The organism is Bacteroidota bacterium, from assembly GCA_020161395.1.
GTDB lineage: Bacteria > Bacteroidota > Ignavibacteria > Ignavibacteriales > Ignavibacteriaceae > UTCHB3.
This window is the reverse complement of the sequence record JAIUOE010000004.1, coordinates 147,350-169,968: the sequence shown is the minus strand read 5'-3', so window position 1 is coordinate 169,968 and position 22,619 is coordinate 147,350. Positions and strand designations below refer to the sequence as shown.

Sequence of the window (22,619 nt, the reverse complement as noted above, 5' to 3'; positions counted from 1 at the left end):
ATGAAAAAGATTTTTAGTTTATTCCTGGTTCTGGTTTCAACGGTAGTTCTGTTTACAGGATGTCAGGACAGGTCAGACCTTACAGCTCCTGCTGCACCATCAACGGGTACAGCAAATTTCGCAAGATATGTTGCAATCGGTAACAGTCTTACTGCAGGATATCAGTCGGGCTCGCTTTATGAATCTGCACAGAAGTATTCCTACGCAAAACTGATCGCTGATCAGGCAGGAACCTCCTTCGCTTTCCCGAATATTGGTGAACCGGGTACAAGAGGCAGACTCGAAGTACAGTCGATCACTCCATTCGTATCGTATGTTAATCCGAACAGTGGTCCACTGTTAAATGCCACCTACGCAAAGCCATATAACAATCTTGGTGTCCCGGGAGCGTTGATTTACGACTTCCTGAATGCATATGATTCATTAAGCTGTTTCTCTGCAGTATTTGGTGGTTCTCCTAACCCAATGTTTAACATCGTGCTTAGAAATCAGGGTGGTGCCAAAACCACTCAGTGGCAACAAACAAAAGCTCAACAGCCAACATTTGTTACATTCTGGCTCGGATCAAACGACATCCTTGGACATGCTGCATCAGGTGGAACTGTTCCTTATACACCTGTAGCAACTTTCACCGGCCTCTACAATCAGGCGATGGACAGTTTGAAAACTCTTGGTTGCCCCGTGGCAGTTGGAAACATCCTCGATGTAACTGTAGCTGCATACTTCACAACTGTGGGTGGTCAGCTTTTACAGCAGGGTGTTACAGCCGTTTGGGGTGTCAGGGGAACAGGGGATACAATTCCTCTTCCACTTAACAAAAACCTCCTTACTCTCACTGCATCCGCGGAACTTGCCGCTGGAAAAGGTTTGAGCAAAGCAAATCCTATCGGCAACCGCTACATACTTGATTCAGCAGAGATTGTTGGAGTCAAGACAGTAATTGCACAGTTCAATAATGTAATAAAAACTGCTGCTGAAGCAAGAGGTTTTGTACATGTGGATGTTGCAGCACTTCTTGGAAAAATAGCTCTTGCTTATGGAACAAGTGGTGGTTATGTGGTTGACGGAGTAAAGTTTACACCTGTATTTGTCACAGGAAATCTTTTCAGTCTTGATGGAGTTCATCCTACCAGCCAGGCACATGCTCTGGTAGCCAATGAATTCATTCAGGCGATAAATGCGAAGTATAACGCAAAAATACCGGCGATAAATGTTGCAACAATTCCGGGCAGTCTTGTTTTTAAACAACAGCCGAGTGGAAATGTCGTTCCAAATTACTCTTCGGATATGTTTAAACACATATTGTTCTAATTAAACAAGTAAAGGATTTTGGCAGTGAAACTTTTATTTTCCAACACAAAAATGATTCAAATGTACGCCTTTCTTTTTTTGGTGGCGTTGTTTGCATCATCATGTTCCTCGGTTTCAGATGAAAATAAAAAAGAAGAGTCGGCAGTAACCTCTAATCAACTTGATACAATCAAATCTGTTGATAACGCTCCCTCTGTTGATTCAAAGGTGGAAGTGCCAAAATCCTTCCTTTATATTATTCAGATTGGCGCCTACAGCACATTCGAAAAAGCAAAAAAGTTTCGGGAAGCAATAAAGAATAAATTAAGTGAAGAAATTTTTGTAAGTTTCGACAAGAGAACTTCACTTTATGTGGTGAGATTAAAACCGCGTGAAACTCGGGCAGAGGCAGAGGAGATCAGGACTAAATTACGCGCGACAAAAGAATTTTCCGACGCCTTTATTTTAACGGTAGAGATTTAATTCAATCTATTCATAATTTTCGGGAGGCTGGTATGCGCAAGCTGTTACTTGTTGTATCCATACTTATATTTTTCGTCGGGCAGAATAATGCTCAGATTACAACTAACTGGGCTTTGACCAGTGGTAATGGAAGTTTGCCATCATGGTTTGGTATTGGTAATACTGAAAGAGGAATGGCATTTTCATCTGTTAATAACTTAATGTATGTTGTAGTGAGGAATGGCGGAGTGGTATTGAAATCAATCAACCCTCTTACCGGAGCTGATGTAGCAAATTACGACATGACCGGTGTTGCCGGCGGTACTTTCATCCTTAATGATGCTGAAGCTTCAAAGGATGATGGAAAAGTTTATGGTTGCAATCTCTCCACATCGAATGCGAGTGCCTTCAAGATATATCGTTGGGATAATGCCACTGCTGTTCCCGCGGTAGCCTTCGAATATACAGCTCCTGTAACAGGCACCAGAATTGGTGACAACTTCACTCTCGTCGGAAAGAACGCTGATAATACCACAAAGATACTTTTTGCTGACGCGACCCGCAGCATGGTCTTTATTGCAAAGACAACAAATAATGGTGTATCCTTCCAGCTTCAGGATTCCGTCCAGTTACCTGCCTCAAGTTTTGGTGGTGCTGCTTCAGTTTACCCGATCATGAATGGTCAAGGTGCGATTGAAGGCATTATTACAAACAGTTCAGGAAAGAATGTTGCCGCCTATACAATGACCGGTCAACTCATGGGAACAATTCCCGGTGGAGTAATAGGTACCGGTTCAACTACTGTCAGAGGATTTGATGTAAATGGACTCTTCTACATTGCAACTTTCCAGTATGGTGGTGGTAATGAGAATGTAAGAATTGTTGCGGTTGGAGATGATCCAAACATGGCAAGAACTTATGCTATCACTCTTCCATTGGGTACAAATGCCAATGCAAATGGTACAGGAGATTTCTCCTGCTTCGTTCGCCCCGATGGCAAAGTTGACTTGTATGTACTCGGGACCAATAATGGTATAGCTTCTTACACGGTCGATTTCCCGTTCTTCATGAACGGAAGATTCAATGAACCTTATACTTATGTTGCATCGAAACAGAATCAGAATTCAGGATTTGGTCCCAACATGGAACTGAAAACCATGGGATACGCCTATGATTCCAATTATGTTTACATTGCAGTTCAAGGTAAACTTGACAAAACCAACTCAAACGGTATTGCAGTTTTCTTAAATTTCAGTGATATCACTGGTATTCCCGCCGGCTCATCACTTGGTGCTGTTCCTAACGGTGGACATCTTTTTGGTGATGCTACGAACCCTAACTTCAAGATGGGCTTCGAGGTTGACATGGCTTTTGTTATCAACGGTGGTGGAAACGATTCCGTTTCTTATCTTGATGCAGCCAAATACTTCAACGGAGTTAAAACCGGTGGTTATATTGGCTATACCTATAAATCAGGTTCGGCGGCTCAGGGTCCTGCGGCTCCCGGAATCTTTGCAGCAAATGCAATTACATTCGCTCTCGATTCGGCTTACGACAGAGGTCGCGGTCTTGAAATAAGAATTCCAAAAACCGAATTGAACAACCTCGGATTTTCAGGAACCATTCAGATGGCTGCTTTTATTGTTTCAAACACAGCCTATTTCTCTGATCTCTCACTTCCCGGCAATATTACCGGTGGTAATGTTGCTTTTAATCCTAACTTTGCATCACTTCCCGGTGGTCCTTACTACACAGGCGCTTTCGCTCTTCCTGTCGAGCTGGTTTCCTTCTCGGCTAAAGCGTTGGATAATGCCGTAGTTCTTGAATGGATGACTGCTTCCGAATTAAACAATAAAGGTTTTTCAGTCGAAAAGAGCTTCGATGGAACAGGTTTCTCGGAGATTGGTTTTGTTGCAGGCAGAGGAACAACAACAGAATTTGGTAAATACAGCTTTACTGACAATAATGCCGGTGCTGCTGTTGTTTACTACAGACTGAAACAATTGGATTTTGATGGCACATTCGCTTACAGCACTATTGTAAGAGTGGAATCATCTTCAGTTCCTGCAGTCTTTGCATTGAACCAGAACTATCCAAATCCTTTCAACCCTTCCACTTCAATTTCCTTCACTGTAGCATCGGAAGGTATTGCGAGTCTGAATGTTTATTCAATCAATGGCGAACTTGTTTCAACACTGTTCAATGAGGCAGCAAAAGCTGGTCAGGTTTACAATGTTAAATTTGATGCTGGAAATCTTCCTTCTGGAATTTATTTCTACAGACTGACTCAAGGTAATTCTGTTGTTACCAAAAAGTTAACCCTTCTTAAATAAATTCAATTGAATTTTGGGCTGTCTTGAAAAGGGCAGCCCATTTCTTATCAAGTAAAGTTTCTTAACACTTTAGTAACAGTAGTATCAGGAAGTTTTACTAAATTTAGCATCGATTTTTTTTTATTTAACAACTCGAGGATCCAATGACTAAAAAGTCACTTTCAATAATTCTTGTTCTGTTTCTATTCTCTGCGACCTCCGCTTATTCGCAATTACTTAATGAAAATTTCAACTATCCGGTTGGTGATTCAGTTTCCGCTCACGGTTGGAACGGACACAGCGGTTTTCTTACCAACAATATTCTGGTTGGGTCACCCGGTTTGGAATTTCCAGGCTATTTTGTAACAGGCGGAAATGCTGCCCTTGTAAATAACACAGGACAGGATATCAATAAAACTTTTGATTCGGTGAGTGCCGGAAGTGTCTATGCTTCATTCCTTCTGAAAGTTACCGCTGCACCTGTTACCGGTTATTTCTTCCATCTTGGTCGCAATCCTTTTAATACTTTTGATTTCAGAGCAAGAGTATGGGCAAAACCTGAAGGCGCCAACTACAGACTTGGCATCAGTTTCTCTGGCAATGCTGATACAATCTTCTCCACCGGAACTTACAATATTGACAGCACTTATCTTGTAGTGGTTAAATACAAAGTTGAAGCTGCTGCCGACGATTCAGTGAGTCTTTATGTCTTCAAACCAGGCGACAATATTACTGCAGAACCAGCAGTACCAACTGCAGGTCCGAAAAGCACTACAGGCGGTGATATATCACCCGGTGCAGTAGCTCTCAGACAGTACAACGCAGCTCAAAGATTCACAGTTGACAATATCCTTGTTTCAACAAGCTGGATGCTCAGTATAGTACCTGTTGAATTCACATCATTCTCTGCGACTTCGCAGAACGGCAAAGTAAATCTTGCGTGGGAAACTGCTTCAGAAACCAACAACAAAGGTTTTGAAGTTCAGAGAAGTCTTGATAATCAGAATTTCAGCAATGTTGGATATGTTACCGGTAAAGGTACAACCACCAAAACTTCCAGCTATGCCTTCACAGATGATTTCTCTGTCTCGGGCAAAGTTTATTACAGATTGAAACAGATCGATTTTGATGGAACCTCAGCATTCTCGAACACAATCGAAGTTGAATCAAATATGATTACCGGATTTGAATTGTTCCAGAACTACCCAAACCCGTTCAATCCTTCAACCAGCATCAACTTTACAGTTTCCGAATCCGGTTTGGCAACTTTGAAGATTTTCAGTGTTACAGGTGAAGAGGTTGCAAATCTCTTCAGTCAGTCAGTTGAAAAAGGAACTGTTTATACTGTTAATTTCAACGCAGCAAACCTGAACTCTGGTGTTTACTTTGCCCAGTTGTCACAAGGCAACAATGTAAAAAACATCAAACTGATTCTGAATAAATAAGCTTTACTGTCAGATTATTTTGAAAGCGAGTAACCTTTTGGTTATTCGCTTTTTTATTTTAATTTTAGTATTGTAATTAAATTAATCTTTTAAATGGAGGAATTGTGGCACTATCATTAAACAAGGTAATGCTTGTCGGCAATCTCGGGAGAGATGTAGAAACAAGATTTTCAAATGATAACAGTCTTACCATATCTTCGTTCACCATGGCAACGAGCAGAAGTACAAAAGGAAAAGACGGCAACTGGATTAATGAATCAACCTGGCACAATATTGTGACTTTCAATCTTAATGACAAAGTACTCGAAGGCCTTAGAAAGGGAGTCCGTGTCTATGTCGAGGGAAGAATCCAGATCAGAGAATACACTAAACAGGACAATACACCGGCGAAGGTCTACGAAATTGTAGCTGAAAGAGTTCAATTGGTTGATAAAAAGCAGGAAGATGGCAGTTCACCATTCGAAGCATACGGAGCCGGTCCAAAGTCTGAAGGCAACGGACCATCTGAACCTGAGGCAGGTAAAAAAGTCGACGATGATCTTCCATTTTAGTAATATCAGGAAAACTTTGTGGCAACCGAGCTGATTCTTTTTTTTGGTTTACTCGGTTGCTTTGTCGTGTCAGCTCTTTTCAGTGGATCAGAGGTAGCCTTATTCGGAACTGATAAATCGTTATTAAAGAGGGGATTCCACAAGAACCCCCTCTTGTTGCGATATGCGTTATTTCTGGTGGAAAACCCAAAGCGTCTGCTGGTTACGATTCTCCTGGGGAATAATCTTGTCAATACTCTGGCATCTATTCTCGCAGTCGCCATAACCGTCATTGTTGCCGGAAAATTTTCGGTTGACCTCGAATCTGCGCTTACTGTTCAGATAGCAACTGTAACAATTCTGGTTCTGCTTTTTGGCGAGATAACACCCAAAGTTTTCTCCACGCACAATCCCATCGGTTTCCTGAAAATTGCACTAATACCTTTATACTGGGTTAGTCTGGTGCTCTATCCGGCTTCAGAACTGATTAATGAATTTATTAATTTTGCTTTCCAAAGATTCAAGCTGAATAAATCCAAGCTTGCCATTAACCAGGAGGATATCTCTCAGCTTGCGGATATTGGACATAAAGCCGGTACTCTAGCCGAAAAAGAACATGAGATAATCAAAGGACTTGTCTCTTATATCAATGTTTCTGTGAAGCAGGTTATGAGACCCAGGGTGGATATAGTAGCAGTTCCTCAAAATTCATCCCTGGATGAAGTAGCAAAACTCATTCTCGAAGCAGGTCACAGCCGAATACCGGTTTACAAGGATGATCTGGATAAAATAACCGGGATTCTGTATGCAAAAGATTTGTTACCTTTGATTAAAAACACCATGATAAGAAACAAACTTGCTTTTACGCCCACAAAACTCGCCCGTCCGGTAATGTTTGTTCCGGAAACAAAATTAATAAGCGAATTAATGCAGGAATTCCAGGAAAAAAAGCTTCATATGGCAATTGTCATAGATGAGTATGGTGGAACTTCTGGTCTCATAACTCTTGAAGATATTCTTGAGGAGATACTCGGTGATATAAGAGATGAATACGATAAAGAGGAACCGACTATTAAAAAACTCGGACTCAATCTCTATGAAGTAAGTGGAGAACTGACCATCGGAGAACTTGAGGAATTGTTGCAGGTTGAATTCGGTGAAATATCTCCTGATATTCAAACCATCAGCGGTTTGATATTTGAAAGTGCCGGAAAGATTCCTGAAGCAGGTTTTTCTATTCTCATTGGACCTGTCCAGTTTAAGGTTACCGGAGTGGAAAGAAACAGACTTCGCAAAATATTAGTACGGCGTCAGCAGTGAAACCCGGATGTTTTCTTAAATCTTTGATCGTTGGAACGATACTTCTTGGTGTAATCATCTATATCATTTCAACTAAAGGGAAGGAATGGATTGTGAATCCTGTGAAGGAGACACTTGTGGCAAATGCTTTCGAATCCCTACCGGAAGAATTCAAGAAAATAAAAGACTCCAAGGAAAAAATGGTTATCGTCCAAAAGCTTGACAGTCTGATTAATTTGGTAAAAGCAGATTCTGTTTCGGCAACGATTAGCTTCACAAGACTGGAAAAATTTCTCGAGCGGCTGGCTGACTACTCAAAAGACAGTGTACTCTCAAAGACCGAGGTGGATTTTCTGGATAAACTTAGCGATGATATAGTTTCAACAAAAAAACGAAATTTTGTGGAATTTGAAAAGGATACGGTAAAGTGATGAATCAACAGCATAAAACCGAATTAAAGGTCGGTTTGACAGTAATTCTTGGTCTCCTGGTACTGATTTGGGTGATTGGGTGGGCAAAGAATTTAAGCGTTGTCGACAAAGACAAAAAGGTCAAAGTGTTATTTGGAAATGTCTCAGGTTTGGAGATTGGTGACAATGTTACCGTTAATGGAGTTCGTAAAGGATTTGTTGAAACCATCGTGGTGCAGGATTCGTCAGTAATTGTAGGTCTTTCTTTGGATAACGATGTAGAATTACCGGAAGGGTCGAAGTTTTATGTGACCATGCTCGATCTCATGGGTGGCAAAAAGGTGGAAATAAAACCAGGCTCCAAAAAGACACCTCTTGATATGACACTTCTGCAGAAAGGTGAATTTCAGTTTGATATTCCCGAGGTAATGAGTCTCGTTGGAAATATGAGCGGGGATATTCCTAAAATAATGACCAAGATTGATACTTCCCTGAGCGCAATAAATGCTTATTTGAAAGATGACGATATAAAGCGCGACATAAAAACAGGATTGAAAAATTTCGTGGCACTTGCAGTAGAATTCAGATCAGTTCTGCAGGAGCAAAGAGGGCAGATCGATGTCCTTGTAAAAAACGGAATAAAACTGTCACAAAATGCTGACTCGTTAACGATGACTGCCTCCGGATTTATAAAAGAGAATAAAGACTCTATTGCGAGCAGCATCAAAAATCTTAACAATCTTTTAGCGCAATCCGACAAACTCGTTTCGAAGTTGAACTCCATTATCGATGAGACAACATCACAGAAGAATAATCTCGGGAAACTTCTATATGATGAAAAGGGTTATGACGAATTAAAGGCAACTCTCAAAGATGCGAAAGAACTTCTGCAATTAGTGAAAAAACAACTGAAAAATGAGGGATTGAATGTTAATGCCAAAATCGATCTTTTCTAAGAATCACACTTCGTTCATTTTAGTTTTTTCCATTATCTTTTTTTATAGCTGTACAGTCTATTCCCAGATTCCACAAATTAAAGAGGGGATGGTTGTTTCAGCAGATTCAATTGCCACAGAAGTTGGGGTCCAGATACTAAGGGAGGGCGGTAACGCAATCGATGCTGCAGTTGCAACAGGGTTTGCACTTGCGGTTACATACCCCGTAGCCGGTAATATCGGCGGTGGCGGATTTATGGTTATCAGGCTGCAGAATGGAGAGGAAATTACTCTCGATTACCGTGAAAAAGCTCCATCAGGGGCTTCAAGGGACATGTATCTTGATAAAGAAGGGAATTTCATCGACTCTCTGGCTCAAGAAGGCATTCTCTCCGGTGGTGTTCCGGGAAGTGTTTCAGGAATGCTGGCAGCACTTGAAAAATACGGGACAATGAGCAGAGAGAGAGTGGTTGCACCGGCTCTCAAACTTGCAAGAGAGGGCTTTAAATTACCCAAACCAACGGCAGCATCATTCAAAAAGTATAATAGAGCTTTCAACAAATTCTCTTCAACCTCTGCAATATTCACAAAAAACGGTGTTCCGTTCGAACCGGGTGAACTGTTTGTTCAACAGGACCTTGCGAACACACTTGATTTGATAATCAAAGAAGGTAATAAAGGATTTTACGCGGGAACTGTTGCAGATAAGATTGTAGCTCATATGAAAAAGGAATCGGGTTTAATTACCACAGATGATCTCTTAAACTACCAAACAGTCTTTCGCACGCCTGTTACAGGTACCTACAGGGGATATAAGGTGATCTCGATGCCTCCTCCAAGCTCGGGCGGCGTTGCTCTGATTCAGTTGCTTAATATCCTCGAAAATATCGATTTGAAATCTTTGGAGCATTCTTCACCTGAATATGTTCATTATCTGGTCGAGGCGATGCGGAGAGTTTATGCTGACAGGTCTGAATATCTGGGAGATCCAGACTTTTATAAGGTTCCTGTAAAAGAGCTGATCAGCAAGGATTATGCTAAAAAGCTATACTCGCAGATCAAAGCCGTTGCAACCCCCTCAGAAGAAGTAAAACCAGGTCTGGAAACACCTAAAGAAAGCATGGAGACCACTCACTACTCCGTTTTGGACCGGTGGGGAAATGCTGTCAGTGTTACAACCACCATTAATTCGGGATATGGATCCAAACTTGTTATTGAAGGTACCGGTTTTTTCCTGAACAACGAAATGGATGATTTCTCTGCAAAACCGGGGGTTCCGAATCAGTTTGGTCTGCTGGGAAGCGAGGCTAACTCAATAAAACCGGGTAAAAGGATGCTCTCGTCGATGACTCCAACAATTTTACTCAAAGACAATACTCCTTTCCTGATTGTTGGTTCCCCGGGAGGTTCAACAATTATTACTTCCGTTCTTCAGGTAATTCTCAATGTTGTTGATTTTGGCTATGATATCAGGCAAGCTGTGGATCAGCCGCGATTCCATCATCAGTGGTACCCTGATGTGGTATCAATTGAAGAAGATTTATTCACCTCTGACTTCCGTGAAGTTTTTCTTAAGAAGGGTTACACGGTGAAATTTATACCACAACTTGGATTGATCGAAGCCATTTCCGTGGATAATAAAACCGGGAAAGTGTCAGGTGCCTCTGACAGAAGAGGATCGGGACTTGCAAGAGGGGAGGGTGAGAAATGATAGTAGGAACAGGGGTGGATATTATTGAGATCGACAGGATTCGCAAATCCATCGAAAAATTTGGCGACCGCTTTTTGAATAAAATTTATACCAAGACCGAAATTGAATTTTGTTCGAGCAAAGCAGATAAATACCGGCGATATGCTGCACGATTTGCAATAAAGGAAGCGGTCTATAAAGCTGTCATGAAATACGACTCCACAATCGCATGGCTTGACATCTCCGTGCAAAATGACAGCGACGGAGCACCTTTGCTAGAGGACCTTGCCAAAATAACGGCAATAAAACAGGCGGGTATCAGGATACACATATCCTTAAGTCATTGCAATACATTTGCAGTAGCTACTGCAATCGCTGAAAAAGAATAATAGTCAAACTTCTTTAAGGATTTTCTTGTTCCATAATAAACAAGAAAGGAGCAACAATTCAGCTTCCAGAAAAATCAATCCGTCTTACACAATACCTTTGTACTTGTTCTAAATCAGAGTTATGAACCTCTTTCTGTTTGTTCAGTCCGTCGTGCTTTTGATATGATTTATCTTGGTAAAGCCGAGTTGGTGCTTGCTGACAAAGAGAGGACTATAAAAAGTGTCAGAATGAATTATCCCTTCCCGGTGGTAATCCGACTTAGGAAATATGTGCATATACCTTTTAAACAGGTAATCCTCACTCGAAAGAATATTCTAAGACGCGACGGACACAAATGCGTTTACTGTGGCAAATCTGATCTTGCTCTCACTATTGACCATATTATTCCCAAATCGAAAGGCGGAGAAGACTCATGGGAGAATCTGATTTCTGCCTGTCCAAGATGTAACAGCAAGAAAGGTGACCGTACACCATCTGAAGCAGGAATGCCGCTACACTTCCAGCCTTATGCTCCTAATAACATGTTTTTTATTAAATTTACAGTCGGTATTTTAGATAATCGCTGGAAACCATACCTTTTCACTAACTGAAAAAATTGATGCAGAAAAAACGAATTTTAAGCGGGATGCGTCCGACCGGAAAGCTTCATCTCGGACATTACACCGGTGCCCTTGAAAACTGGATAAAATTACAGGATGCCTACGAAAGTTACCATCTTATCGCAGATTACCATGTACTGACCACTAATCTGGACTCATCAAATATTTATAATGATACCATCGATATGGTAATCGACTGGCTTGCTGTTGGGTTGGATCCTGAAAAAGTAAAAATGTTCAGACAGTCGCAGATAAAGGAACATACTGAGCTGTTTTTGATTTTCTCAATGCTCATAACTGCAAACAGACTTGAGAGAAATCCTTCTTTGAAAGATCAGGTAAGAGACCTTAATATACAACAGATTGTATATGGCCACCTTGGATACCCTGTATTACAGGCAGCGGATATCCTGATTTACAAAGGGGCCGTTGTTCCCGTGGGTGAAGATCAGGTTCCACATGTCGAGATTACCCGTGAAATCGCTCGCCGGTTTAACAATCAGTATGGCGATGTTTTCCCTGAACCTGAGCCTCTTCTGACGGTTTTTTCCCGTTTTGCAGGACTGGACGGCGAGGCAAAGATGAGCAAGTCTCTTGGAAATACCATACTTCTTTCAGACGAGCCTGAAACTGTAAAACAAAAACTTAAAAAAGCCGTCACCGATGTACTAAAGGTGAGACGCAATGATCCGGGAAGACCTGAAGTCTGCGTGGTTTTCTCATACCATAAAAAATTCAATCCCGCTGAAGTTGAAGAAATTGAAGCAGGTTGCAGAAGTGGTGCTCTTGGATGTGTCGATTGTAAACTTAATTGTGCTTCAAAGATATCGAAATTCCTCGAGCCGGTGCTCGAAAAGAGAAAAACATACGAGAACAACATCTCACTGGTTCTTGATGTAATTGCCGATGGTGAAAAGGCCGCCAGGGCAGTTGCCAATGAAACCATGACGGCAGTCAGAAAAAACATGAATCTCGGCTAAATGTTCAAAGTCAAACTCGACTCGTTCGAAGGTCCTCTTGATCTTCTCCTCTTCTTCATCAAAAGGGATGAACTTGATATCTACGATATTCCGATTTCATACATTACCAATGAATTTCTGAAGTATCTGGAGTTAATCAAAATTCTTGACCTCGAACAGGCTGGTGACTTCATCCTGCTGGCATCCACGCTGATGCACATTAAGGTAAGGATGCTGCTTCCAAAGAAGATTGACGAAAAGGGGGAGGAAATAGATCCCCGGGCTGATCTTGTAAAACAACTTTTGGAATACAAAAGATACAAGGAAATGGCTGATGAATTTGTCTTTTTTGAATCGGAACAGAGAAAATTGTTTTTCAGAGGCAATTTCAATCTCGATGAAAAATCGACATTTGATGATACCGGGCTGTTATTAAAAAACATTACTGTATTCGATCTTGCAAGGGCATTCCAAAAAATTATGTCCAATCTGAAACCGGAACCGGTACATCAAATTAAAAGAGTACCCGTAAGTATCGAGGACCAGATGGAGTTTATCCGAAATCAATTACTCATTGAAAAAAGAGTAATTTTTTCCAGAATGGTGACAGGATTAAAGATTAAAATCCAGATAGTCTATACATTCATCGCCTTGCTTGAGATGGTAAAAATGCAGTTGATCGGCATAAAGGAGTCCGACAGTTTTAATGATTTTGAAATTTATGAATTAGAAAATGGTTGAAGAACTGTATCTTCCTGTTATTGAAGGACTTGTATTCGCATCCGAGGATCCGATTACCTCGGATGAACTTGTAAGGGCTATCATCGCCATTGATGGAGAGACGACAACTATTTCTTCCGGTGACATCGATTCAGCTATCGATCTGATTAATCTAAAGTATGAACCGGCACACTTTCCCTTCAAAATCGTAAAAATTGCCGGTGGATTTCTGTTCGCAACCAAACCTGAACTGAGTAAATATCTCGGTTATCTTAATTCTGAAAAGATTAAAAGAAGACTCTCTCAGGCATCCCTTGAAACTCTTTCGATTATAGCCTATAAACAACCTATAACAAAACCTGACATCGAAGCCATAAGAGGCGTAAATTCAGATTATATTTTAAGCACACTGCTCGATAAAAGACTTATAACAATATCAGGGAGAGCCGAAACTGTCGGCAGACCTCTGCTTTACGGCACAACCGAAGAATTTCTTAAATATTTCGGCTTGAATAAAATTTCAGACCTGCCAAAACCGCGCGAGATCGATGAATTGATGCAAGATGAAGATTTTATTGAGCAGAAAAGAAAATTGATGATGCAAGCGGTTGAAGAAACAATAGAATTGGAATTAAAAGATGACAACATCGAAAATTAGAATTAATAAATTTCTCGCTATGTCGGGAGTGGCGAGCAGAAGAAAAGCGGAAGAGTACATTCTTGAAGGGAGAGTGGATGTAAACGGAAATACCATCATTTCTCTTGCTTTCATGGTTGATCCGGACAAGGATAAAGTATCTCTCGATGGCGAACCTCTAAAATTCGAGGACAAGGTATATTATATTCTGAATAAACCTTCAGGTTACATAACTACTGTAGAAGACGATAAAAACCGCCCCACAGTTATGGAACTGATAAAAACCTCGAAAAGAATTTTTCCTGTTGGCAGACTTGACTATGATACAACAGGAGTACTGATCCTTAGTAACGACGGTGAATTTGCAAATGTTATGCTACACCCTAAAAACAAGATTCTCAGAACTTATGAGGTAAAACTGGATAAGCCTTTTGAACAGAGCCACTTAGAGCCTTTGTTAAAAGGAGTTTCGATAGAGGGTGGAAAAGGCAGGTTTGAAAGCATTAAAGTCGACAGAAAGAATCCCCGCTCGCTGACGGTCGAGTGCACCGAAGGGAGAAATCTTTTTGTTAAAAGAATGTTCAGAAAGATGGGTTATTTTGTGGATAAACTTCATCGCAGCAAGTTCGCCGGTTTTACTGTAAACGATATCAACTCAGGCGCATACAGACAGGCGAGTAATCAAGAAATCAAGGATGTGCTTGCGAAATATACTCACAGTTAGTTTTGCTCTTGCTTTAGTTCTTAATTTCGGCGCCGAAGCACAAAAGGATTCCATTCGGAACAGCCCAAAGTACTGGACTGCCGGATCGAAAGAAATATGGCAGACTATCGATGGTATCTTAAGTGATCCAAACATTTCGAGTGCTACATGGGGTGTGGTAATTCAATCAATTTCATCCGGCGAAATTCTCTATAAACGAAATGAGAATAAGCTCCTGAATTCTGCATCATTAATTAAACTCTTTACAACAGGAACAGCTCTTGCGTACCTCGGAAGTGATTTTGTTTACGAGACGCTTATAAATACATCGGGAACGATTGAAGGAGATCAATTATATGGTGATCTGATCATAACCGGGTCTGGGGATCCAACAATTTCAGGTCGACTCCAAAATAACGATGTTTATGCCATTTTCAATTCATGGGCTGACAGACTTATAGAGTTGGGTATTTTGAATATCAATGGTGACCTGATTGGTGACGACAGGTATTTTGAAAGCAACGGAATCGGGAGAGGTTGGCAATGGGACCACCTGGGTGAATGGTTCGCAGCCCGGTCGAGTGCTTTGGCATATAACGACAATTCTGTGGATGTTACCATCCTGCCGGGTGAAACAGGTTTCAAAGCTGAAATGGATATTACACCTTCCACCAAATTTATCAGTATCATTAATGACCTTGTGACTGTTGGAAAAGACTCAACAACTTCTGTCGAAATACTGAAATACCCCGGAAGCAACATAATCAGAATTTCGGGTACCATAAAAGAAAATGAAAAACCGGTTATGAAAAGTCTCTCTGTTGACGATCCGGGTGAGTTTTTTCTGCAATGCCTTCGGGAAGTGCTGCACAAGAGAGGAATAAAAATTAAAGGCGGGATAAAGCTTTTGTCAGAGTTTGCACAAATTCAAAACACCCCAAAAACAACTATTCTGTTTCGTCACAAATCGAAACCCCTGTCAGAAATTATTAAATTGTGCAACAAAAACAGTTATAACTTTTATGCTGAACAGTTATTGAGGACAATCGGTTTAGTGGAATCCGGGTTTGGAAGTGCTAAAAATGGAATTAAAGCAGTTAACGGACACCTCAAGAGTGCCGGAATTGATCCCGCCACATTGAATATCGTTGACGGAAGCGGGCTTAGCTTGCTAAATCTTACCTCAGCTGAACAGTTTTCAAAGTATCTGCGTGCCATCTTTAAATCTGAGGACTTTTCCTATTTTTATAATTCGCTACCGGTGGCAGGTCGTGACGGATCTCTTGCCGACAGGCTTCTTGATGCAAGTGCAGCAAACAATCTGAGAGCTAAGCCCGGACTCAATGAAAATGTGAGAAGCCTGGCTGGCTATATAAAATCTGCTGATAATGAAATGATTTCTGTTGTGTTCATTGCGAACAACTATCTTGTACCCTATTCTTTTATTGATAACATTATAGATAAAATTTGCAACAGATTAAGTATTTTGAAGAGAAAAAAATAAAGGAACCAAATTGGAAAATATCCATGTAAATGATGATCTTAACTCTTTGATGAGACGAAGACTTGAAGAGTTGGATGAATTAAAGGCAAAAGGAGTGAACACTTTTGCGTACAGCTTTGATGTAACTTCCGATTCAAAAGATATAATCGAGAATTATATCGAAGAAAGCAAAAGGGAAGTGAAAATAGCAGGAAGAATCGTCACCATCCGCCGTATGGGAAAAGCTTCATTTGCTCATATTCAGGACAGAGCAGGCAAAATTCAAATCTATCTCCGTCGTGATGATATCCCTGATCAGTATGAAAACTTCAAACTATTTGACATCGGGGACATAGTTGGAGTGGAAGGATATGTGTTTAAAACGAGAACAGGTGAGGTTTCAGTACACGCCACTTCAGTCCAGTTACTTACAAAATCGATCCGTCCGATTCCCGTACCAAAAGAGATGATTGATGAAGAGGGCAACAAGGTTATTTATGATCAGTTTTCTGACAAAGAATTGAGATACCGTCAGAGATATCTTGATTTGATTTTGAACCCTGAAGTAAAAGAAGTGTTTGTCACCCGGTCAAAAATAATCTCTGCCATGAGGTCGTTCCTCGATTCCAAGGGAATTCTTGAGGTTGAAACACCTGCCCTGCAGTCGATTTATGGAGGTGCATCTGCACGCCCGTTCGTAACACACCATAACGCTCTGAATATCCCGCTATATCTCCGAATTGCAGATGAACTTTATCTGAAAAGGCTCATTGTTGGTGGTTTCGACGGGGTTTATGAAATTTCTAAAGATTTCCGAAACGAGGGAATGGACAAAACACATAATCCTGAATTCACGATGATGGAAGTGTATGTAGCCTATAGAGACTATGAGTGGATGATGTCTTTCGTTGAGGAAATGGTTGAGCATATCTGTATATCTGTTTATGGTACTACAAAATTTGATGTGGATGGTCAGACCATTGAGTTTAAAGGTCCCTGGAAAAGGGTTTCGATGGTTGATTCCTTAAAAGAAAAAACCGGAATCGATTTCCTCTCCGCATCTGATGAAGAAGTACTCACAATTGCCAAAAAATTCGGTATCGATACACAGAAAGTTCAAAGCCGCGGAAAAATTATTGACGAACTTTTTGAAATCACAACGCAAAGTGAATTAATCCAGCCCACTTTCGTAATTGATTACCCGGTTGTAACTTCTCCATTGGCTAAAAAACACCGTGAAAAAGAGGGACTGGTTGAAAGATTTGAAGGATTTGTAGTGGGCAGAGAAATCTGCAATGCCTTTAGCGAACTAAACGATCCAATTGATCAGAGAGCACGATTTGAAGATCAGCTAAAGCAGCGTGACCAGGGTGACGATGAGGCTCAGGTAATCGATGAGGATTTTGTAAGAGCACTTGAATACGGAATGCCTCCTACTGCCGGTCTGGGTGTCGGTATCGACCGTCTTGTCATGCTCCTCACGAACCAGCCTTCGATCAGAGATGTAATTCTCTTTCCAACAATGAAGCCTCTGAAGTAGTGAGAAAATATCTCCCGTTTCTTTTACTTATTATTTTGATCAATCTCTTGCCACAATCCGAAAGTGGCAAGAGTCTGATCCCTCCAAGGGAACCGGGTGACTCAATCACGATTTTCGCCGATTCTTCCCGGTTTCTGAAACCGGTTTATCCAAAAATTGAATTCCCAAAACCTGACTATTTGCTTTTAAGTGGGCTTGGAGCCGTCTATACAGGTTCCATCGCTGCGATTCACTTGTATCAGACTAATGCATGGTGGAGCGGAAAAAGAGGGAGTTTCCGGTTTATTGAAGACTGGGATTACGCATTGTGGCTCGATAAGGTCGGGCATTTCTATGCTCCAATAATTCTTTCCCATGCATTTTCAGTTGGACTTGAGGCAGCAAAAGTTGATTATGGCACCGGCATTTGGGTGTCTTCGGCTGCAGCTCTGTTTTTTCAATTATATGTGGAATTTGAAGATGGTTTTGCCCAGGACTGGGGTTTTAGCAGAGGGGATGCCGTAGCAGATGTTCTTGGAGCAGCTTACCCGGTTTTTCAGTATTACTATCCTGTCCTTTACAATTTCCAGCCCAGATTTAGTTATTTCCCTAAAAACCTCGGGAAGGAAGGTCACAATCCGGGACAAAAGCTCATCGTGGTCGATGATTACGAAGGACAAAAATTCTGGCTTTCTGTCCGGGTTAATAATTTGTTTGGAGAAGGTTTCAAGAAGTTCTGGCCCGATTTTCTTATGCTTAGTCTGGGCTATGGTGTGCGGGACCTGGACGGCAGGGGAGGCGGAAAAGCCGATTTTTATATAGCACTCGATCTTGATTATGAAACCATCCCTCTTTACGGTGCATTCTGGCAAATGGTTAAAAATACCTTTGGATTTATCAAATTTCCGATGCCTGCAGTTAGAATTACAAACGGTGTGGCATTTTTTGGTCTTTGCTTTTAATGGGAAAACCTGAATTTTCGATAATCATCCCAACACTAAATGAAGAAAAACTTCTCCACGGGCTTTTTGATAATCTAAAGAGACTGACCAGTCTGACGGAACACTCTGTTGAGATCATCGTTGCCGATGGTGGAAGCACAGATGAGACCTTGTCTATCGCTCTCAAGTATGCTGACAAGATAGTAAACGCTAAATTCGACGAAGTAAATAACATTGCTTCAGGGAGAAATGCAGGTGCAAAAACAGCAGCTGGCGATTTTCTTCTGTTCTGCAATGCCGATATTCTTTTTGATAATGTGAATTCTGTGATCGACCAAATATGCCGTGAATTCGAAACAAAAAGCCGCCTGATTGCTATTGCCGCATGGGTTGATACTTTTCCCGAGGAGGAAAAAACCATCGACCGGATTTTCCACCGGTTCTACAACCACTACTTTAAATTTCTTAATACTCTCAGTTTAGGCATGGGCAGGGGTGAATGTATCATAGTAAAAAAGGAGTTTTTTGAAAAGGCAGGATATTTTAATTTTGCACTTCCGGCGGGTGAAGATTTTGAACTTTTTAATCGTCTTATAAAACTGGGGAAAGTCGAATATTCAAAAAAGATACGGGTCTTTGAATCACCCCGACGATTTCGAAAGTCCGGATATTTAAGGGTAACTGCGTTGTGGACATTTAATGCACTTTCAATAATGCTGAGAAAAAAGACCGTCTCCTCTGAATGGAAACCGGTCAGATAGAAAATCTGGTAAAAAATGGATAATAAAGTTGTAAAATCACTTATTGTGATCGTTGTTCTCCTCTCACTCTTCATGCTGTACGAGCGATTTTACGGTAACGGGAGCCTCTTTGCCACAGGTGAAAAGGATAAAATTGATCAGGCTTACGATCTGATTAAAAAATTATATGTTGATGAACTCTCCGATTCGACACTTGGAAGGAACGCAATAGAGGGGATACTCTCAAAACTTGACCCTCACAGTGTCTATTTGACCGATGATGAGGTCAGAGGAAGTGAAGAGGAAATGAAGGGTGAGTTCGAAGGAATCGGGATTGAATTTCAATTGATAAAAGACACAATCAATGTAATTTCTGTTATGCCGGGGGGTCCAAGTGAAAAAGCCGGTCTCCTTCCGGGTGATAAAATTATTAAAATTGGCGACTCTTCTGCAGTGAAAATAAAAACTGATCTGATCAGGAAAAGAATAAAAGGGAAAGCCGGCTCCACTGTAAATATCTCCATTTTGAGGTATGGAAAAAAGGATTTAATTGTTAAATCGATAAGAAGAGGAAAGATTCCCGTTAAATCTGTCACAGCGGGATTCATGCTCGACTCGATAACAGGCTACTTTAACATTGTAAGATTTGGTGAGAAAACATCCGTTGAAGTATTGGATATGCTGAATTCACTTCGTGCCAAGGGAATGAAGCAGATCGTAATCGATTTGCGTAATAATCCGGGTGGATATCTGAATGAGGCGGTTAAAATTGCCGATTACTTCATAGATGGAGAGAAAGTAATAGTATCGACAAAAGGACGAATTTCTCAGGCGAATGAAGTTTTTAAAGCTGAGACTGCATTTCCGTTCGAAAAAATGCCTCTGATTCTCCTCATCAACAGGTCGAGTGCATCAGCAGCGGAAATACTCGCAGGAGCAATTCAGGATTGGGACAGGGGTCTTATCATCGGAGAAAGAAGTTTCGGGAAGGGCCTTGTCCAACAGCAGGTGCCTCTTGGCGACGGTTCCGCCATCAGACTCACAATCGCGAAATATTACACCCCGTTGGGGAGATCCATACAAAGGCATTACGAAGATAGAGAAGACTACTATAAGGAAGTGGAGGAGAGGGAAGATTCTGAAAACGAATCCCTTTCAGACTCTGTAAATCATCTTCCTTCTTATCTTACACCGGATAAAAGAAAAGTATATGGCGGGGGAGGGATAACCCCTGATGTGGCTGCCGGTGTTTTTGAAGACAAAAAAGAGGCTTACGCTCTCCTGAGAAACAACTTTTACTCACAGGCTGCACTTTTGTGGTTTGAAAAAAATGGTGATCGAATTAAAAATGAATTTAAGGATGTGAGTGGGTTTGAGAGTAAATTTGAATTCAGTCAGGGTGATATAAATTCATTCCTCGCTTTTGCAGGTGAGATAAATCTTGAATCAGATATCAAAAATTCACCTGCCAGCATTTCATACATGAAAAACAGAATTAAAGCCGAGGTCGCCCGCTACATCTGGAACCAGCAAGGGTTCTATTTCGTTTACATGAAACATGATGATGTTGTACTCAAAGCTCTGAAACTGTTTCCTGAAGCGGCAAAAATTGCAAAACTAAGATAGAGGAGATATATTTAGATTGAAAAATTCAAAAGCCACCATCTGCTCTTACGGAGGTCAATTTCCTCAAATCGATGATTCCGTCTTTATCGCTGACGGAGTACGAATAATAGGGGATGTTACGGTTGGGAAATGCTCCTCTTTGTGGTATAACTCTGTTCTTAGAGGCGATGTTCAGTCAATCACCATTGGGGAGTTTACTAATATTCAGGATGGTTCGATCCTTCATGTAACAGGTGAAAACTTTCCATTGAAAATTGGAAGTTTCGTTACAGTAGGTCACAGCGCCAATCTGCATGCCTGCACCATTGAAGACTATTCTCTAATCGGAATAGGTTCCCTCATTCTCGATGGTGCTCTAGTGGAGAGAAACTCCATCGTTGCCGCGGGTTCTGTCGTCACTCCCGGGATGGTAATAAAATCGGGATTTATGTATGCAGGAACACCTGCAAAAATAATTCGCAATTTAACTGAGAAAGAACTTGCTTATTTCGAAAAAAGTGCTTATCATTATTTTGAGATTGCAAAAGAAAGTGAAATATCAATTTTGAATGATATTAGAAAGGACTTGCAATGAAAAATATTGATGTCGAAATTCATTCGAAACCAGCGCTCACAAAAACACTGGTAAAAACCATTGTGAATGAGGTCTCGAAAATTAAGGACTTTCATTTTTCTTATCTTGAAATTTCTTTCGTTACAAAGGAGATTATTCGGGAAATAAACAAAGAACATCTTAATCACGATTATCCCACAGACATCATTACCTTCGAGTATGACAGAGACGAAGATGGCAAAATAGATGCCGAATTGCTTATCTGTAGTGAAATTGCTGAAGAAAATGCCGAAGAATTTGGTGTTTCGGTGGAAAGTGAGCTCCTGAGACTCATCGTTCACGGGATTTTGCATTTAACCGGTTACGATGACACGACGGATGAGAAGAAAAAAATCATGAAGAGTGAGGAAGATCATCTCGTAGAGTTGCTTTATCCAAAATTATTTATTATATAATCAAGCAACTTTTTTATATTCTGTGATTACTGACCTCGATAAAAATTGTGAAGCTTTTCTGGCTTATCTTGAGTTGGAAAAAAAGACTTCTCAGAATACTTTGACAGCATATCGACATGACTTGCAAGAGTTCAGGACTTTCTGTGATGAACTTGAAATCAAATCCTTGCGACATGTTTCCATAAAAGTTGTCAAGAGATATGTTGGTCACATGAATGGAAGAGATCTTGACAAATCCAGTATCGCCAGAAAAATGACGACGCTAAGGATGTTTTTCGATTTTCTGCTGGATCGTGAGTTGATTGATTATAACTTTATAAAAGACATTAAGAATCCAAAATTTCGAAGAAAACTGCCGGAGATTATCTCTGAAAAGGAATTTGAAAAAGCTGCCTCTGTATCGCAAACTCTCGAACAAAACCAATTTAAAATTCTTCTCCATGAAGCAATTCTTGAATTGCTCTATGGATGTTCTTTGCGTGTTTCAGAGGTTTGTTCAGTAAAAACCGGGGATATCGATTTCCTAAAAGGATCGATAAGAGTTTTAGGGAAGGGTTCAAAAGTTAGAATTGTCCCTGTCGGAAGAGTTTCCCTTGATTGTCTGAAAAAATATTACGATATTAGAATTGGAATCTCTGTCAGTCCGTATTTCCTGATTAATCATCTTGGAAATAGTATAAATGTAAAATATGTTTACCGGCTGGTCAACCGTTACCTGTCGGTGGTTACCGAGATTGAGAAAAAAAGTCCTCATGTGTTGCGACACAGTTCTGCTACCCACATGCTGGACAATGGAGCGGATTTACTGGCAATAAAAGAGATATTAGGTCATGAAAATCTTTCAACCACACAGATATATACGCATGTAAGTATCGAACGGTTGCGAAGTATATACAAAAAAGCTCACCCAAAGTCATAATT

Annotated in this window: 23 protein-coding genes; all 23 read left to right on the top strand. The window is 40.8% G+C overall.

The genetic code is table 11. The features are described from left to right. The 23 genes from LCH52_08070 (at position 1) to LCH52_07960 (ending at position 22,617) form a co-directional block, all read left to right on the top strand. Complete coding sequence (locus LCH52_08070) at positions 1-1,311, top strand: hypothetical protein (GenBank protein MCA0388436.1); 1,311 nt, start codon at positions 1-3, stop codon at positions 1,309-1,311. A 24-nt stretch (positions 1,312-1,335) separates the two neighbouring features. Next, positions 1,336-1,773, top strand: coding sequence for an SPOR domain-containing protein (locus tag LCH52_08065; protein MCA0388435.1), 438 nt, complete (start codon positions 1,336-1,338; stop codon positions 1,771-1,773). A gap of 32 nt (positions 1,774-1,805) precedes the next feature. After that, positions 1,806-4,085 (top strand): T9SS type A sorting domain-containing protein, encoded by a 2,280-nt coding sequence (locus tag LCH52_08060; protein MCA0388434.1) that lies wholly within the window; start codon positions 1,806-1,808, stop codon positions 4,083-4,085. 143 nt (positions 4,086-4,228) lie between these two features. Further along, positions 4,229-5,509 (top strand): T9SS type A sorting domain-containing protein, encoded by a 1,281-nt coding sequence (locus LCH52_08055; protein MCA0388433.1) that lies wholly within the window; start codon positions 4,229-4,231, stop codon positions 5,507-5,509. Positions 5,510-5,613: 104 nt separating this feature from the next. Next, complete coding sequence (gene ssb / locus LCH52_08050; protein MCA0388432.1) at positions 5,614-6,060, top strand: single-stranded DNA-binding protein; 447 nt, start codon at positions 5,614-5,616, stop codon at positions 6,058-6,060. A gap of 18 nt (positions 6,061-6,078) precedes the next feature. Next, positions 6,079-7,359 (top strand): hemolysin family protein, encoded by a 1,281-nt coding sequence (locus LCH52_08045; protein ID MCA0388431.1) that lies wholly within the window; start codon positions 6,079-6,081, stop codon positions 7,357-7,359. Beyond that, entirely contained in the window at positions 7,356-7,769 is a 414-nt protein-coding gene (locus tag LCH52_08040; protein ID MCA0388430.1) for a hypothetical protein, read from the top strand. Before LCH52_08045 ends, LCH52_08040 begins: the two co-directional genes overlap by 4 nt. Further along, positions 7,769-8,704 (top strand): MlaD family protein, encoded by a 936-nt coding sequence (locus LCH52_08035; GenBank protein MCA0388429.1) that lies wholly within the window; start codon positions 7,769-7,771, stop codon positions 8,702-8,704. The genes LCH52_08040 and LCH52_08035 overlap by 1 nt, the downstream gene beginning before the upstream one ends. After that, a complete protein-coding gene (gene ggt / locus LCH52_08030; protein MCA0388428.1) occupies positions 8,682-10,394 on the top strand; it encodes a gamma-glutamyltransferase in 1,713 nt (570 codons plus the stop codon). Before LCH52_08035 ends, ggt begins: the two co-directional genes overlap by 23 nt. Next, a complete protein-coding gene (gene acpS, locus LCH52_08025; GenBank protein ID MCA0388427.1) occupies positions 10,391-10,762 on the top strand; it encodes a holo-ACP synthase in 372 nt (123 codons plus the stop codon). Before ggt ends, acpS begins: the two co-directional genes overlap by 4 nt. Before the next feature lie 162 nt (positions 10,763-10,924). Continuing rightward, positions 10,925-11,353, top strand: a complete 429-nt coding sequence (locus tag LCH52_08020) for an HNH endonuclease (protein ID MCA0388426.1) — start codon at positions 10,925-10,927, stop codon at positions 11,351-11,353. Positions 11,354-11,361: 8 nt separating this feature from the next. Beyond that, positions 11,362-12,342: a tryptophan--tRNA ligase gene (gene trpS, locus LCH52_08015; protein MCA0388425.1), complete on the top strand. Its 981-nt coding sequence runs from the start codon at positions 11,362-11,364 to the stop codon at positions 12,340-12,342. Beyond that, the gene (locus tag LCH52_08010; protein MCA0388424.1) at positions 12,343-13,062 is read left to right on the top strand and encodes a segregation/condensation protein A; all 720 of its coding nucleotides are present in this window, start codon (positions 12,343-12,345) and stop codon (positions 13,060-13,062) included. It begins immediately after the preceding gene. Continuing rightward, positions 13,055-13,699: an SMC-Scp complex subunit ScpB gene (scpB, locus tag LCH52_08005; protein ID MCA0388423.1), complete on the top strand. Its 645-nt coding sequence runs from the start codon at positions 13,055-13,057 to the stop codon at positions 13,697-13,699. Before LCH52_08010 ends, scpB begins: the two co-directional genes overlap by 8 nt. After that, positions 13,680-14,402, top strand: coding sequence for an rRNA pseudouridine synthase (locus tag LCH52_08000; GenBank protein MCA0388422.1), 723 nt, complete (start codon positions 13,680-13,682; stop codon positions 14,400-14,402). Before scpB ends, LCH52_08000 begins: the two co-directional genes overlap by 20 nt. Beyond that, positions 14,380-15,885 (top strand): D-alanyl-D-alanine carboxypeptidase/D-alanyl-D-alanine-endopeptidase, encoded by a 1,506-nt coding sequence (dacB, locus tag LCH52_07995; GenBank protein MCA0388421.1) that lies wholly within the window; start codon positions 14,380-14,382, stop codon positions 15,883-15,885. The genes LCH52_08000 and dacB overlap by 23 nt, the downstream gene beginning before the upstream one ends. Positions 15,886-15,934: 49 nt before the next feature. Continuing rightward, a complete protein-coding gene (gene lysS, locus LCH52_07990; GenBank protein ID MCA0388420.1) occupies positions 15,935-17,404 on the top strand; it encodes a lysine--tRNA ligase in 1,470 nt (489 codons plus the stop codon). Beyond that, the gene (locus LCH52_07985; protein MCA0388419.1) at positions 17,404-18,345 is read left to right on the top strand and encodes a YfiM family protein; all 942 of its coding nucleotides are present in this window, start codon (positions 17,404-17,406) and stop codon (positions 18,343-18,345) included. Before lysS ends, LCH52_07985 begins: the two co-directional genes overlap by 1 nt. Next, positions 18,345-19,085, top strand: a complete 741-nt coding sequence (locus LCH52_07980) for a glycosyltransferase (GenBank protein ID MCA0388418.1) — start codon at positions 18,345-18,347, stop codon at positions 19,083-19,085. Before LCH52_07985 ends, LCH52_07980 begins: the two co-directional genes overlap by 1 nt. Positions 19,086-19,100: 15 nt before the next feature. Next, positions 19,101-20,690: a S41 family peptidase gene (locus tag LCH52_07975; protein MCA0388417.1), complete on the top strand. Its 1,590-nt coding sequence runs from the start codon at positions 19,101-19,103 to the stop codon at positions 20,688-20,690. A gap of 16 nt (positions 20,691-20,706) precedes the next feature. After that, positions 20,707-21,264 carry a gamma carbonic anhydrase family protein gene (locus tag LCH52_07970; protein ID MCA0388416.1) on the top strand — a complete coding sequence of 186 codons (558 nt, stop codon included), beginning with the start codon at positions 20,707-20,709 and terminating at the stop codon, positions 21,262-21,264. Then, on the top strand, positions 21,261-21,698 hold the full coding sequence (ybeY, locus tag LCH52_07965; GenBank protein MCA0388415.1) for an rRNA maturation RNase YbeY: 438 nt from the start codon (positions 21,261-21,263) through the stop codon (positions 21,696-21,698). Before LCH52_07970 ends, ybeY begins: the two co-directional genes overlap by 4 nt. Positions 21,699-21,720: 22 nt before the next feature. Further along, positions 21,721-22,617, top strand: coding sequence for a tyrosine-type recombinase/integrase (locus tag LCH52_07960; protein ID MCA0388414.1), 897 nt, complete (start codon positions 21,721-21,723; stop codon positions 22,615-22,617). Positions 22,618-22,619: the final 2 nt, after the last annotated feature.

What these genes read in the sequence shown, in the direction of transcription:
- LCH52_08070 (MCA0388436.1), top strand. Translation starts at nt 1, where the DNA reads ATGAAAAAGATTTTTAGTTTATTCCTGGTTCTGGTTTCAACGGTAGTT.
- LCH52_08060 (MCA0388434.1), top strand. Translation starts at nt 1,806, where the DNA reads ATGCGCAAGCTGTTACTTGTTGTATCCATACTTATATTTTTCGTCGGG.
- LCH52_08055 (MCA0388433.1), top strand. Translation starts at nt 4,229, where the DNA reads ATGACTAAAAAGTCACTTTCAATAATTCTTGTTCTGTTTCTATTCTCT.
- LCH52_08035 (MCA0388429.1), top strand. Translation starts at nt 7,769, where the DNA reads ATGAATCAACAGCATAAAACCGAATTAAAGGTCGGTTTGACAGTAATT.
- ggt (MCA0388428.1), top strand. Translation starts at nt 8,682, where the DNA reads ATGCCAAAATCGATCTTTTCTAAGAATCACACTTCGTTCATTTTAGTT.
- acpS (MCA0388427.1), top strand. Translation starts at nt 10,391, where the DNA reads ATGATAGTAGGAACAGGGGTGGATATTATTGAGATCGACAGGATTCGC.
- LCH52_08020 (MCA0388426.1), top strand. Translation starts at nt 10,925, where the DNA reads ATGATTTATCTTGGTAAAGCCGAGTTGGTGCTTGCTGACAAAGAGAGG.
- trpS (MCA0388425.1), top strand. Translation starts at nt 11,362, where the DNA reads ATGCAGAAAAAACGAATTTTAAGCGGGATGCGTCCGACCGGAAAGCTT.
- LCH52_08010 (MCA0388424.1), top strand. Translation starts at nt 12,343, where the DNA reads ATGTTCAAAGTCAAACTCGACTCGTTCGAAGGTCCTCTTGATCTTCTC.
- scpB (MCA0388423.1), top strand. Translation starts at nt 13,055, where the DNA reads ATGGTTGAAGAACTGTATCTTCCTGTTATTGAAGGACTTGTATTCGCA.
- LCH52_08000 (MCA0388422.1), top strand. Translation starts at nt 13,680, where the DNA reads ATGACAACATCGAAAATTAGAATTAATAAATTTCTCGCTATGTCGGGA.
- lysS (MCA0388420.1), top strand. Translation starts at nt 15,935, where the DNA reads ATGAGACGAAGACTTGAAGAGTTGGATGAATTAAAGGCAAAAGGAGTG.
- LCH52_07980 (MCA0388418.1), top strand. Translation starts at nt 18,345, where the DNA reads ATGGGAAAACCTGAATTTTCGATAATCATCCCAACACTAAATGAAGAA.
- LCH52_07975 (MCA0388417.1), top strand. Translation starts at nt 19,101, where the DNA reads ATGGATAATAAAGTTGTAAAATCACTTATTGTGATCGTTGTTCTCCTC.
- ybeY (MCA0388415.1), top strand. Translation starts at nt 21,261, where the DNA reads ATGAAAAATATTGATGTCGAAATTCATTCGAAACCAGCGCTCACAAAA.